Raw genomic sequence first — 13,187 nt, 5'->3', positions numbered from 1 at the left:
ACCCCGGAGCCGCCGGAAGAAAGCCGCAGCCAGCAGGCCAGGCGAGTAGAACCGGCTTCGCGACCCCAATGAGGGGGCTCACCGGCGCGTACGGCGCGACGGAGAGCCAAGGAGGGTGGTACCGCGGGAGCGCGCCGCACACGGCGTAGACAGGATCGAAGGCTCTCGTCCCTCCGACGGAAGGCAGCAAGTCCGTTGGAGGATGCTCGCAGATGACAGCGCCGACGTACCGCCAGGTGCCCGCACAGGTCGACCTGCCCGCTCTTGAGCACGCCGTGCTCGACTTCTGGCGCGAGCAGAAGATCTTCGCCAAGAGCCTGGAGCAGTCCGAGGGCCGACCGGAGTGGGTGTTCTACGAAGGCCCGCCCACCGCCAACGGCATGCCCGGCGCCCACCACATCGAGGCGCGCGTCTTCAAGGACGTCTTCCCGCGCTTCCGCACCATGCGCGGCTACCACGTGGCCCGCAAGGCCGGCTGGGACTGCCACGGCCTGCCCGTCGAGCTGGCCGTCGAGAAGGAGCTGGGCTTCTCCGGCAAGCAGGACATCGAGGCGTACGGCATCGCCGAGTTCAACGCCAAGTGCCGCGAGTCCGTGACCCGGCACACCGACGCCTTCGCCGAGCTGACGACCCGCATGGGCTACTGGGTCGACCTGGACGACGCCTACCGGACCATGGACCCCGAGTACGTGGAGTCCGTCTGGTGGTCGCTGAAGGAGATCTTCGGCAAGGGCCTCCTCGTCCAGGACCACCGGGTCGCGCCCTGGTGCCCGCGGTGTGGCACCGGCCTGTCCGACCACGAGCTGGCGCAGGGCTACGAGACGGTCGTGGACCCCTCCGTGTACGTCCGTTTCCCGCTCACCTCCGGTCCGCTCGCCGGCGAGGCCGCGCTCCTGGTGTGGACGACGACCCCCTGGACCCTGGTGTCCAACACGGCGGTCGCCGCGCACCCCGAGGTCACCTACGTCGTCGCGACCAACGGCGAGGAGAAGCTCGTCGTCGCCGAGCCGCTGCTCGCCAAGGCGCTCGGCGAGGGCTGGGAGAGCACGGGCCAGACCTTCACCGGCGCCGAGATGGAGCGCTGGACGTATCAACGTCCGTTCGAGCTCGTGGAGTTCCCGGAGCCGGCCCACTACGTGGTGAACGCCGACTACGTGACCACCGAGGACGGTACGGGTCTGGTCCACCAGTCCCCCGCCTTCGGTGAGGACGACCTCAAGGTCTGCCGGGCGTACGGCCTGCCGGTGGTGAACCCGGTCCGCCCGGACGGCACCTTCGAGGAGGAGGTCCCGCTGGTCGGCGGCGTCTTCTTCAAGAAGGCGGACGAACAGCTCACCGCGGACCTGCAGCAGCGCGGCCTCCTCTTCAAGCACGTCGCGTACGAGCACAGCTACCCGCACTGCTGGCGCTGCCACACCGCGCTGCTCTACTACGCGCAGCCCTCCTGGTACATCCGCACCACGGCGATCAAGGACCGCCTCATCCAGGAGAACGAGAAGACCAACTGGTTCCCGGACACGGTCAAGCACGGCCGCTTCGGGGACTGGCTGAACAACAACATCGACTGGGCGCTGTCCCGCAACCGCTACTGGGGCACCCCACTGCCGATCTGGCGCTGCGAGGACGACCACCTCACCTGCGTCGGCTCCCGCGCGGAGCTGACCGAGCTGACCGGCACCGACCAGTCCGGTCTCGACCCGCACCGGCCGTACATCGACGAGGTCACCTTCGCCTGCCGGCACGACGGCTGCGGCAAGACGGCCACGCGCGTGCCGGAGGTCATCGACGCCTGGTACGACTCGGGTTCGATGCCGTTCGCGCAGTGGGGCTACCCGTACAAGAACAAGGAGCTGTTCGAGAGCCGCTACCCGGCGCAGTTCATCTCCGAGGCGATCGACCAGACCCGCGGCTGGTTCTACACGCTGATGGCCGTCGGCACGCTCGTCTTCGACAAGACGTCGTACGAGAACGTCGTCTGCCTGGGTCACATCCTCGCCGAGGACGGCCGCAAGATGTCCAAGCACCTGGGCAACATCCTGCAGCCGATCCCGCTCATGGACCAGCACGGCGCGGACGCGGTGCGCTGGTTCATGGCGGCCGGCGGCTCCCCGTGGGCGGCCCGCCGGGTCGGCCACGGCACCATCCAGGAGGTCGTCCGCAAGACGCTGCTGACGTACTGGAACACGGTGGCCTTCCAGGCGCTGTACGCCCGTACGTCCCAGTGGGCGCCCAGCGCGGCCGACCCGGCCCCGGCCGAGCGCCCGGTGCTGGACCGCTGGCTGCTGTCGGAGCTGCACGCGCTGACCGACCAGGTGACGCAGGCGCTGGAGGCGTACGACACCCAGCGCGCCGGCAAGCTGCTGTCCGCGTTCGTCGACGACCTGTCCAACTGGTACGTCCGCCGTTCCCGGCGCCGCTTCTGGCAGGGCGACAAGGCCGCGCTGCGCACGCTGCACGAGGTGCTGGAGACGGTCACCAGGCTGATGGCGCCGATCACCCCGTTCATCACCGAGCGGGTGTGGCAGGACCTGATCGTGCCGGTGACCCCGGGCGTGCCGGAGTCCGTGCACCTGGCCTCCTGGCCGGAGGCGGACCTGTCCTCCATCGACCCCGAGCTGTCGCAGCAGATGGTCCTGGTCCGCCGGCTGGTGGAGCTGGGCCGCGCCACGCGCGCGGAGTCGGGCGTCAAGACGCGTCAGCCGCTGTCCCGCGCGCTGATCGCCGCGACCGGCTTCGAGTCCCTGGACCCCGGGCTGCACACGCAGATCACCGAGGAACTGAACGTCTCCTCGCTGGCCTCGCTCTCCGAGGTGGGCGGCAGCCTGGTGGACACCACCGCCAAGGCCAACTTCCGCGCGCTGGGCAAGCGGTTCGGCAAGCGGGTGCAGGACGTGGCCAGGGCGATCGCCGCTGCCGACGCGGCCGCGCTGTCCCTCGCGCTGCGTGCGGGCACGGCCTCGGTGGAGGTCGACGGCGAGACGGTAACCCTCGCTCCCGACGAGGTGATCATCACCGAGACCCCGCGCGAGGGCTGGTCGGTGGCCTCCGACTCCGGTGCCACGGTGGCGCTGGACCTGGAGATCACCGAGGAGCTGCGGCAGGCGGGCCTCGCCCGTGACGCGATCCGGCTGATCCAGGAGGCCCGCAAGAACAGCGGTCTGGACGTGGCCGACCGGATCGCGCTGCGCTGGGTGTCGACCGACCCCGCGGTGGTCGCCGCGCTGGCTGAGCACAGCGAGTTGATCGCCGAGGAGGTCTTGTCGACCGACTTCGGGCAGGGTGAGGGCGACGACGGCTTTGGTGAGCCGTTCACCGACGAGGGGCTGTCTCTCACGTTCCGGCTGCGGAAGGCGTAAGCGCCGAGCGGTTCGAGAAAGGGCCCGGTCTCCGGTGGGCGGTTTCTAGAGATCGTCGCAACACGGGGTCGTGTTGATCAGGCCGCGAGCAGTTTATGCAGGCGCTCGGCTGGGGTCTCCCAGCCGAGCGTTTTGCGTGGGCGGCCGTTGAGTTCGGCGGCGACGGCCGACAGGTGCTCGCGGGTGTGGACCGAAAGGTCGGTGCCTTTGGGGAAGTACTGCCGCAGCAGGCCGTTGGTGTTCTCGTTCGAGCCGCGCTGCCAGGGACTGGCAGGGTCACAGAAGTAGACCGGGACGTCGGTGGTGGTGCCGCCTGAAGGCGGCACCACCGGACGAACCGGTGGTGCCGCCTTGTTCAGACCGGACGGTCTACGGCCGTTGCGCCAGCGCCTGCCGGTCTTCGAGTTCACCCCGACGATCCGGCACGCTTCCTCGTTGCTCACACCCTGCTGCATGAGCTGGAAGTATGCGGCCCGCTCAACAGAGAGCTTCTCGCGGCCCTGAGGGCTCCGCACCTTCCGGACCTCGAAGTCCATCGCATCCCCTGAACTGGGGTGTTGCGACAACCACTAGAACGGAAGGTGAGGAGGCCGGGCCCTTCCCTCATGGGTTCGGTCGGAGGCCACCGCCCTCGCCCGTGCCGGGCAGGACGTCGACGCCCAGCCGTCGCAGCAGCGGCTCTGGTGGGGGCGTAGTACGTACAGCTGCTCAGGCACCAGGTCGTTCGGGCGGCGCTCCCCCGCCGTGCCCCCCTGCCGTGAGGATGTCCCGGATCGCGGCCATCGTCGCGCCGCCGACCGCGCCGCTGTACCGCAGCGCCGGGTCCTGGGCGTCCTGCCGTTGCGCGGCCCGCATCGAGGCCGTCCGCAGCGCGGGCGCCGGGTGCCGGCCGACGTACACGCCGCCCGCCTCGTCGGCTCCGGGATCGGCGGTCACCTCGACGCCGCCGCTCACCGCCACGTCCATGTGCTCCGCCTGCACCGGCGGCCCCGCCGCCGCGAGCTGCGTCCGGACCTCGCCCGCCCACACCTGTCGGCGGTGCAGCGTCTCGGCGTCCGCGCGCTCGAAGCCGTAGTACGTCTGTTCTCCCATGGCCCCGCACGCTGCAACCCGCCGCCGACACCTCCGTCAACCCGCGTAAAAAGGGCGGGCCCCCGGGACCGAAGTCCAGAGGGCCCGCCCTTGTTGAGCGCTGCCGACGCCGTTGTCGTACTAGTGCCCGGTGCTCAGTTGTCGTCCTCGTCGATCAGGAACCCGCGCATCGGCGAGGGTGCCTGACCCATCGGGGACGGGCCCTGCGGGCGGACCGGCGCCATCGGCTGGGTCATGGCCGGCGTCATCTGCTGCTGGCCGCCGTACGACGGGGCGGACGGAGCGGAGTTGCCGCCCATCGTCTGGTTGCCGCCGTAGGACGGGGCGCTCGCGCCGGCCGGTGCCATGGAGGGCGCCGGGGACGGCGGCAGGGACGCGGCGGCCGGGGTGCGCGGCGGGGCCAGGGAGTCGTCGGCCTGGGTCTCCAGCTGGCGCAGCTGGGACTCGAGGTACGACTTCAGGCGCGTGCGGTACTCGCGCTCGAAGCCGCGCAGGTCCTCGACCTTGCGCTCCAGCGTGGCGCGGGCGGACTCCAGAGAGCCCATCGCGACGCGGTGCTTCTCCTGCGCGTCCCGTTCCAGGGCGTCGGCCTTGGCACGGGCGTCACGCTCCAGACCCTCGGCGCGGCTGCGGGCCTCACCGACGATCTTGTTGGCCTCGGAGCGGGCCTCGGCGATCGCCTGGTCGGCGGTCTGCTGGGCCAGCGAGAGGACTCGGGCGGCGCTGTCGCCGCCGGGGCCCTGACCGGGGCCGCCCATCGGACCGCCCATGGGGCCGCCCATCGGGCCACCCATCTGCTGCATGGGCGGCTGGCCGCCCATCGGACCCTGGCCCATCGGACCCTGGCCCATCGGACCCTGGCCCATGGGACCCTGACCCATCGGACCCTGGCCCATGGGACCCTGACCCATCGGGCCGGGACCCTGCGGGCCGCCCTGACCGCCGGGACCGGCGGGCAGCTGCGGGGCGCCGCTCGGCAGCTGGGGCGGGCCACCCATGGGGCCGCCCATCTGCTGCTGCGGCGGGCCCGATATGCCGGCGGGCACCGGAGCGCCGGGACCTCGCATGCCCTGCTGAGGCATGCCCTGCTGCTGCGGGTGCGGCTGCTGGTCCTGCTCCGGCGGGCCCTTGCGCATGTTCTGCTGGTTCTGCGCGGCCGCACGGGTCGCCGCGGCCAGCTTGGCGCGCAGGTCCTCGTTCTCGCGAAGCAGACGGGTCAGTTCGGCTTCGACCTCGTCGAGGAAGGCATCGACCTCGTCCTCGTCATAGCCTTCTCGGAGGCGGACGGTCGTGAACTGCTTGTTCCGCACGTCCTCGGGGGTCAACGGCATCTCTTCACCTCAACGTAGTCATCGGCAGTCGGCAAGACCGTATCGTCCACCCTCATCACATGAAGCTCCCCGTGATGGAGAGGAGGATGTAGACGATGATCATCAGTACGAAGAAGGACAGGTCGAGCGCCACGCCCCCGAGACGCAGCGGCGGGATGAACCGCCGCAGAAGCTTCAGCGGTGGATCGGTGACAGTGTAGGTGGCCTCCAGTACGACCACCATCGCCTTGCCGGGTTGCCACGAGCGGGCGAACTGGAACACGTAATCCATGACCAGCCGGAAGATGAGCACGGCGAGGAACACCAGCAGCGCGGTGTGGACCACCGTGACGAACACGCTCATGGCCTGCGCTTCCCTCTCCCCTGTTCCATGCTCTTCCGAGCCTCGATCCGGTTGTTGCGTCTCAGCTCTGGTTGAAGAACCCGCCCTCTGCGATGCGGGCCTTGTCCTCCGCCGTGACATCGACGTTAGCAGGAGACAACAGGAACACCTTCTGCGTCACCCGCTCGATGCTGCCGTGAAGACCAAACACCAAACCGGCCGCAAAGTCGACAAGTCGCTTCGCGTCTGTGTCATCCATCTCAGTCAGATTCATGATCACCGGGGTGCCCTCACGGAAGTGTTCCCCGATGGTACGGGCCTCGTTGTAGGTCCGGGGGTGAAGCGTGGTGATCCGGTAAGGCTCTCGCTCGGACACAACCTTGGGCATGATCACCGGTGCGTTCTTCTCGAGGGACTGACGTTCTTGTGTGATGGATGCCACGGGCGCGATCCGCGCCGGACGTCCGGATTCCGCGGCGAGTGCAGTCGAACGGGCCACCGGCTCGCGCGGCGCGGGCGGTTGCACGATTCGCACCTCTTCGTCCCTTTGGGACTGATGTGCGCCGTGCGATTGGTGTGAAGATTCATGCCGTCGGTGATCCCGCTCGGGTTCCGGGTCCAACTCGGGCTCGAAGTCGTCGTCGGGGTCGAATCCGCGGCCGTCGTACCCATCGTCCTCCACGAGGCCGAGGTAGACCGCCATCTTGCGCATCGCGCCGGCCATGCTCTGAGTCCTCCGCTCTGTGGTGGATCGGCTGACGACTGCCAAGTGCCCGCGATCCACGAGGTCGTTGTGCCCGCTTTCAATGGGCATTGACCATATTTTCTGCTGTGGTCCGACTTCTTGGCGACGTTACCCGAGCCTAGGGCGGACTCCGAGTACCGCAGTGCCGACGCGCACATGTGTCGCCCCGGCGGCCACGGCCTGTTCGAGGTCCGCACTCATCCCTGCTGACACCATGGTTGCAGCCGGATGGGCTCGGCGCAGGTCAGTCGACAAATCCACGAGCCGTTCAAACGCCGCCTGTTCGCGTCCCGCGTACTCCCCGGTGAGCGGAGCGACGGTCATCAGCCCGTCGAGCCGCAGTCCCGGAGCCTCGCCGATGAGGTCGGCCAACTCTTCGATTCCGTCCGGGGCGACGCCTCCACGCTCGCCCCTGCCGCTCGCCCCCGCGTCCAGCGCCACCTGGACGAGGCAGCCCACCTCGCGCCCCGCCCGCACGGCCTCCTTCGACAGGGCCGTGACGAGCCTGGGACGGTCCACGGACTGCACGACATCCGCGTAACCGACCACGGAACGGACTTTGTTGGTCTGCAACTGACCGACAAAGTGCCATTTGAGGGGCAGGTCCGCACATGCCGCGGCCTTCGGCGCCGCGTCCTGGTCACGGTTCTCGGCGACATGGCGCACACCGAGTTCCGACAGGATCCGCACATCGCTCGCCGGGTAGGTCTTGGTGACCACGATCAGGGTCACCTCCTCCCGCTCGCGCCCGGCCGCCACACACGCGGCGGCGATGCGCTCCTCCACTTTCGCCAGGTTTGCGGCGAGTTCGGTCTTACGGTCCGTCATGCCCCATCAGTCCAGCCAGACATAGCCCGCGAGCCGCCCGGTGGTGCGGTCGCGGCGGTACGAGAAGTGGTCGCCCGACTCCAGCGTGCACTCCGGCGACTGCGCCCGGTCGCACACCCCGAGCCGGTCGAGCTGCGCGTGCACCCCGGCGCTCACGTCGACCGCCGGCGTACCCCAGCCCGTCTCAGCGTGCGCCGCCGGCTCGACGGCCGCCACCTCGGCGCGCATCGCCTCCGGCACCTCGTAGCACCGCCCGCACACGGCCGGGCCCGTGCGGGCGACGATCCGGCCCGGCTCCGCGCCGAGTTCGGCCATGGCCCGTACGGCGGCCGGGACGACGCCCCTGACCATGCCGGGCCGGCCCGCGTGCGCCGCCGCCACGACCCCGGCGACGGGATCGGCCAGCAGTACCGGCACGCAGTCGGCGGTGAGGACGGCGAGGGCGAGTCCGCGGCGGGCGGTCACGATCGCGTCGACCTCCGGCACCGGCCGCTCTCCCCAGGGCTCGTCCACGACGGCCACGTCGGCGCCGTGCACCTGGTTCATCCAGACGACCCGGCCCGGATCGAGGCCGAGCGACTTGGCCGCGATGTCCCGGTTGGCCCGTACGGACTCCGGGTCGTCGCCCACCGCGCCGCCGAGGTTCAGCTCCTCATACGGAGCGGCGCTCACCCCGCCCCACCGGTCGGTGAAGGCGAAGTGCGCGCCGCTCACGCCCTCGCGCGTTCCTATCACTTGAGGAAGTCCGGCACGTCCAGCTCCTCGGCCGCGCTGTCCGCGTAGGAGGTGCGGGGCGCCGGCGTCACCGGCGGGGCGGCCGGGATGTCGGCCACCGGCTCGGGCGCCGGCTCCGGCTCCTCCTTGGGCTTGACGCTGCCCAGCGAGCCGAAGGACGGACGGCTGGGCTCGCTCGGCCGGGACGGAGCGGGCTCGTCGCGGCGGGAGCCCGCCGAGGCCGAACCGAGGACGTTGTCCCGGCGGGCCGGGGGCTGGCCGCCGTCGAAGCCGGCCGCGATCACGGTGACCCGGACCTCGTCGCCGAGGGCGTCGTCGATGACCGCGCCGAAGATGATGTTGGCCTCGGGGTGGGCGGCCTCGCTGACCAGCTGGGCGGCCTCGTTGATCTCGAACAGGCCCAGGTCGGAGCCGCCGGAGATGGAGAGCAGCACGCCGCGGGCGCCGTCGATGGACGCCTCCAGCAGCGGCGAGGAGATGGCCATCTCGGCCGCGGCCACCGCACGGTCGTCGCCGCGGGCCGAGCCGATGCCCATGAGGGCCGAACCGGCCTCGGACATGACCGACTTCACATCGGCGAAGTCGAGGTTGATCAGGCCGGGGGTGGTGATGAGGTCGGTGATGCCCTGGACACCGGAGAGCAGGACCTGGTCGGCGGACTTGAAGGCGTCCAGGACCGAGACCTGGCGGTCCGAGATGGACAGCAGCCGGTCGTTGGGGATGACGATGAGGGTGTCGACCTCTTCGCGCAGTTCGGCGATGCCGTCCTCGGCCTGGTTCGCGCGGCGCCGTCCCTCGAAGGTGAACGGGCGCGTCACCACGCCGATGGTCAGGGCGCCCAGCGAGCGCGCGATGTTGGCCACGACGGGCGCGCCGCCGGTGCCGGTGCCGCCGCCTTCACCGGCCGTCACGAAGACCATGTCGGCCCCCTTGAGGACCTCCTCGATCTCCTCGCGGTGGTCCTCGGCGGCCTTGCGGCCGACGGCCGGGTTGGCTCCGGCGCCGAGTCCGCGGGTGAGTTCGCGGCCGACGTCGAGCTTGACGTCGGCGTCGCTCATCAACAGCGCCTGTGCGTCGGTGTTGATGGCGATGAACTCGACACCCTTGAGACCGACCTCGATCATCCGGTTGATGGCATTGACACCACCGCCGCCGACACCGATGACCTTGATGACTGCGAGGTAGTTCTGCGGTGCTGCCACGTCGAAGGCCTCTCGCCTCGAATTACGTTGTCGCCGCCGTGCGGTGCCCCGCGCCGGGACGACGGATGCCGAATGGGACGGTCCGTAACGCCGACCCGAACCCTAACCCTGAAGTTTAGGGTTACCAGTGTGTCTGTTCCCTGGAGTCTTCTGAACAGGACACTAAGTCGACAAGTGGCGCCCGTTCAACGAACACGCCGAACCTCCCGTTTTTCTTTTCACCCTATGTGATCAGCCATAGCAGTGCCCAACCAGGGTGCTGGCCTGCACTGATGCGCGTCAACTCCCCGATGACGCAGGGGCGGTGGGAACGCTGACGTCGAAGTGCCGCGCGCCGGGAGCTGCTTTCATGAGAGCTGCGAGGGTCCGTGCCTTGGCCCGGCCGTTCTCGCTGCTGCCCCACGCGACCGTGCGGCCGTCGGCCAACTCCAGCGAGATGGCGTCGTAGGAACGGACTTGGACGGTCCGGGTGTCCGCCGCCACGGCGGCCGGCAGTTCGCCCGCGACCCGGACCGCCTCGCGCACCAGCCGGTCGGCGCCGAAGCGCCGGAAGCTCGCGGCGGCGGAACCGGTGCGGGGGACGGACAATTCCAGTGCCGGAACGCCATTCGGTGCCTGCGAAACCGTGGCGAACCGGACACCTTCGTGGTCGATTTCGACGAAGTCCCGGCCATTTCGGCTCAGCAGAACCGGAGTGCGCTCGGTCACTTTCAGGCCGATTCCATGGGGCCACGCACGGACCACATCAACCGTGTCAATTCGGGGCAGTTTCCGGCGAAGTCGGGCTTCGATGCCGTCCGTGTCGACCGAAATCATCGGCGCCCCGACCGGTACGGCCGCCGCGTCCAGCACCTCGGCGGGGGTCAGCACGCGCGTGCCGGACACCGAGACGTGCTCGACGCGCACCCATGTCGATCCGTACAACACCCAGGTGCCACCGGCCCCGAGGAGCACGGCGAGCGCGGCCAGGATGACGATCGTACGAAGGCGCCGTCTGCTGAGCCCGCGGACGGGCGGCGGGCCGGACGACTCCTGCTGGCGTTCACCGCGCTCGGCGGTGGAGGGTCCGGCCACGCTCACTGCCCTTTCGTCATACGGTCCTAACGGCGCGAGGCGATCGCCTCGTACACCATGCCGACGAGCAGCTCGTCGGCGTCCCGGCGGCCGAACTCGCTTGCCGCGCGGGACATCTCGTACAGCCGGTGCGGATCGGCGAGCACGGGCAGGACGTTCTGCTGCACCCACTCGGGCGTGAGTTCCGCGTCGTCGACGAGGAGCCCGCCGCCGGCCTTCACCACCGGCTGGGCGTTGAGCCGCTGTTCGCCGTTGCCGATGGGCAGCGGGACATAGGCGGCCGGGAGTCCGACGGCGGAGAGTTCGGCGACGGTCATCGCGCCCGCGCGGCAGAGCATCATGTCGGCCGCGGCGTACGCGAGATCCATCCGATCCAGGTAACTTACCGGGATGTAGGGGGGCATTCCCGGCATCTGGTGCACCCGCGGCAGTTCGTTCTTCGGGCCGACCGCATGCAGGATCTGGATGCCGGCCTGCTGGAGCCACGGAGCGACCTGCTGGACCACCTCGTTGAGGCGCCGGGCGCCCTGGGAGCCGCCGGAGACGAGCAGCGTGGGCAGGTTCGGGTCGAGGCCGAAGCGGTGGCGTGCCTCGGGGCGGGCGGCCGCACGGTCCAGGGTGGCGATGGAACGGCGCAGCGGGATGCCGATGTAGCGCGCGTCGCGCAGCTTGCTGTCGGGCGTGGAGACGGCGACCCGGGCCGCGTACCGCGAGCCGATCTTGTTGGCCAGGCCCGGGCGGGCGTTGGCCTCGTGGATCACGATGGGCACGCCGAGGCGCTTGGCGGCCAGGTAGCCGGGCAGGGCGACGTAACCGCCGAAACCGACCACCGCGTCCGCCTTGGTGCGCTCCAGGATCTGCTCGGCGGCCTTGATGGTGCCGCGCAGCCGGCCCGGGACGGTGATCAGCTCGGGGGTCGGCTTACGGGGCAGCGGCACCGCCGGGATCAGCGCCAGCTCGTAGCCGCGCTCCGGGACGAGCCGGGTCTCCAGGCCGCGCTCCGTGCCCAGGGCCGTGATCCCCACGGTCGGGTCCTGCCTGCGCAGGGCGTCCGCGAGGGCGAGCGCGGGCTCGATGTGGCCGGCGGTCCCCCCACCGGCGAGTACGACATGCACCGAAATTCACCGCTCTCCGGACGAACGCGCCACCGAGGCACGCCGTCGCATCGTGTTCCATCTCCGAGGCCCCCGCGCACCGCCGGAGCCTCCCGCCCGCTTTCTACCAAAGCGAGGTTGCCGCATGGCAAGCGCCGCCCGCGCAGCGGGCTCGTCACGTGCGAAGGCGATCAGCAGCCCGATGGCGAACATGGTCGGCAGCAGGGCGGACCCTCCGTAGGAGAACAGCGGGAGGGGGACGCCGGCGATCGGCAGCAGACCGAGCACCGCACCGATGTTGATCACCGCTTGGGCGGTGATCCAGGTCGTCACGCCTCCCGCGGCGTACCTCACGAAGGGGTCCTCCGTGCGTCCGGCCACGCGGATACCCGCATAGCCTAGAGCCGCGAACAGGGCGAGCACCGACAGCGTCCCCGACAGGCCCAGTTCCTCACCGGTGACCGCGAAGATGAAGTCGGTGTGGGCTTCGGGGAGTTGGCCCCATTTTTCCACACTCGCACCGAGACCGGAGCCGAAAATTCCGCCGGAGGCGAGGGCGTAGATGCCGTGCACGGCCTGCCAGCAGTCGGCGATCCCCGACTTGGGCTGGGTGGCGCCGATGCAGGCGAGCCGGGCCATCCGGTTGGGGCTGGTCTTGATGAGGACGCCGCCGATCAGGCTCGCGATCGTCAGCACCCCGGCGAACAGCCGGGTGGGCGCCCCCGCGAGCCACAGCAGGCCGAACAGGATCGCCGTGAGGATGATCGCGGTACCCATGTCGCCACCGAGCATGATCAGCCCGAGCAGCAGGAAGGCGACCGGCACCAGCGGCACCAGCATGTGCTTCCACTGGGTCAGCAGCCTCTTCTCCTGCTTGCGCGCGATCAGGTCCGCGCCCCACAGCACCAGGGCGAGCTTGCCGAACTCGCTGGGCTGGACCTGGAAGGAACCGCCCAGGGCGATCCAGTTCTGGTTGCCGTTGACCGCCATCCCTATCCCGGGCACCTGCACCAGGGCCATCAGGAAGACGGCGGCGGCGAGGATCGGGTAGGCCAGCGCCCGGTGCAGTTTCACCGGCATGCGGGAGGCCACGAACAGCAGTACGCCGCCCAGCACGGCGGCCAGCAGCTGCTTGCGGAAGAAGTACGACCCCGGCAGTGACATCTGCAGCGCGGTGATCTGGGAGGCCGAGTAGACCATCACCAGGCCCAGCACGATGATCAGCACGCTGCCGCCGACGATCAGGTAGTAGGCGGTCAGCGGCCGGTCCCAGGCCTTGCGCGCCCGGCCGTAGAGCCGTTGTACGGGGTTCTCGCTCGAGGGCCGGGCGACGGCGGGACGCGGACGCCGGGACGTCCGCTGCACGGGCGGCTTCCCGGTACGGCTACTGGGCATCGGCGCCTCCACT

General features: G+C 70.0%; 11 protein-coding genes and 1 pseudogene. 1 reads left to right on the top strand and 11 read right to left on the bottom strand.

Annotated elements, in window-relative coordinates; genetic code table 11:
* The first annotated feature begins 212 nt into the window (after nucleotides 1-212).
* On the top strand, nucleotides 213-3,356 hold the full coding sequence (ileS, locus tag ACWGJ5_RS23210) for an isoleucine--tRNA ligase (protein WP_453311587.1): 3,144 nt from the start codon (nucleotides 213-215) through the stop codon (nucleotides 3,354-3,356).
* A 77-nt stretch (nucleotides 3,357-3,433) separates the two neighbouring features.
* On the opposite strand, the pseudogene ACWGJ5_RS23205 reads toward ileS, so the two are convergent.
* From ACWGJ5_RS23205 to ftsW, 11 genes and pseudogenes are all read right to left on the bottom strand, one after another.
* Nucleotides 3,434-3,658, bottom strand: a pseudogene (locus ACWGJ5_RS23205) (IS30 family transposase); the annotation flags it as partial.
* Nucleotides 3,659-4,064: 406 nt separating this feature from the next.
* Complete coding sequence (locus ACWGJ5_RS23200; protein WP_453311586.1) at nucleotides 4,065-4,448, bottom strand: hypothetical protein; 384 nt, start codon at nucleotides 4,446-4,448, stop codon at nucleotides 4,065-4,067.
* Between the two features lie 134 nt (nucleotides 4,449-4,582).
* Nucleotides 4,583-5,779 (bottom strand): DivIVA domain-containing protein, encoded by a 1,197-nt coding sequence (locus ACWGJ5_RS23195; protein ID WP_453311585.1) that lies wholly within the window; start codon nucleotides 5,777-5,779, stop codon nucleotides 4,583-4,585.
* A gap of 55 nt (nucleotides 5,780-5,834) precedes the next feature.
* A complete protein-coding gene (locus ACWGJ5_RS23190; protein WP_055707297.1) occupies nucleotides 5,835-6,122 on the bottom strand; it encodes a YggT family protein in 288 nt (95 codons plus the stop codon).
* A gap of 61 nt (nucleotides 6,123-6,183) precedes the next feature.
* On the bottom strand, nucleotides 6,184-6,825 hold the full coding sequence (locus tag ACWGJ5_RS23185) for a cell division protein SepF (RefSeq protein ID WP_228622713.1): 642 nt from the start codon (nucleotides 6,823-6,825) through the stop codon (nucleotides 6,184-6,186).
* Between the two features lie 129 nt (nucleotides 6,826-6,954).
* Complete coding sequence (locus tag ACWGJ5_RS23180) at nucleotides 6,955-7,674, bottom strand: YggS family pyridoxal phosphate-dependent enzyme (protein ID WP_453311584.1); 720 nt, start codon at nucleotides 7,672-7,674, stop codon at nucleotides 6,955-6,957.
* Between the two features lie 6 nt (nucleotides 7,675-7,680).
* Complete coding sequence (gene pgeF / locus ACWGJ5_RS23175) at nucleotides 7,681-8,409, bottom strand: peptidoglycan editing factor PgeF (protein ID WP_453311583.1); 729 nt, start codon at nucleotides 8,407-8,409, stop codon at nucleotides 7,681-7,683.
* Nucleotides 8,406-9,611: a cell division protein FtsZ gene (ftsZ, locus tag ACWGJ5_RS23170; RefSeq protein ID WP_453311582.1), complete on the bottom strand. Its 1,206-nt coding sequence runs from the start codon at nucleotides 9,609-9,611 to the stop codon at nucleotides 8,406-8,408. The genes pgeF and ftsZ overlap by 4 nt, the downstream gene beginning before the upstream one ends.
* A 279-nt stretch (nucleotides 9,612-9,890) precedes the next feature.
* The gene (locus ACWGJ5_RS23165) at nucleotides 9,891-10,685 is read right to left on the bottom strand and encodes a cell division protein FtsQ/DivIB (RefSeq protein ID WP_453311581.1); all 795 of its coding nucleotides are present in this window, start codon (nucleotides 10,683-10,685) and stop codon (nucleotides 9,891-9,893) included.
* A gap of 26 nt (nucleotides 10,686-10,711) precedes the next feature.
* Nucleotides 10,712-11,800, bottom strand: coding sequence for an undecaprenyldiphospho-muramoylpentapeptide beta-N-acetylglucosaminyltransferase (gene murG, locus ACWGJ5_RS23160; protein WP_453311580.1), 1,089 nt, complete (start codon nucleotides 11,798-11,800; stop codon nucleotides 10,712-10,714).
* Nucleotides 11,801-11,806: 6 nt separating this feature from the next.
* A complete protein-coding gene (gene ftsW, locus ACWGJ5_RS23155; RefSeq protein ID WP_453311579.1) occupies nucleotides 11,807-13,174 on the bottom strand; it encodes a putative lipid II flippase FtsW in 1,368 nt (455 codons plus the stop codon).
* Nucleotides 13,175-13,187: the final 13 nt, after the last annotated feature.

Source organism: Streptomyces sp. NPDC054783 (assembly GCF_053611725.1).
Note: the sequence above shows the minus strand (reverse complement) of the source record. Positions and strands in the feature narration are given on the sequence as shown.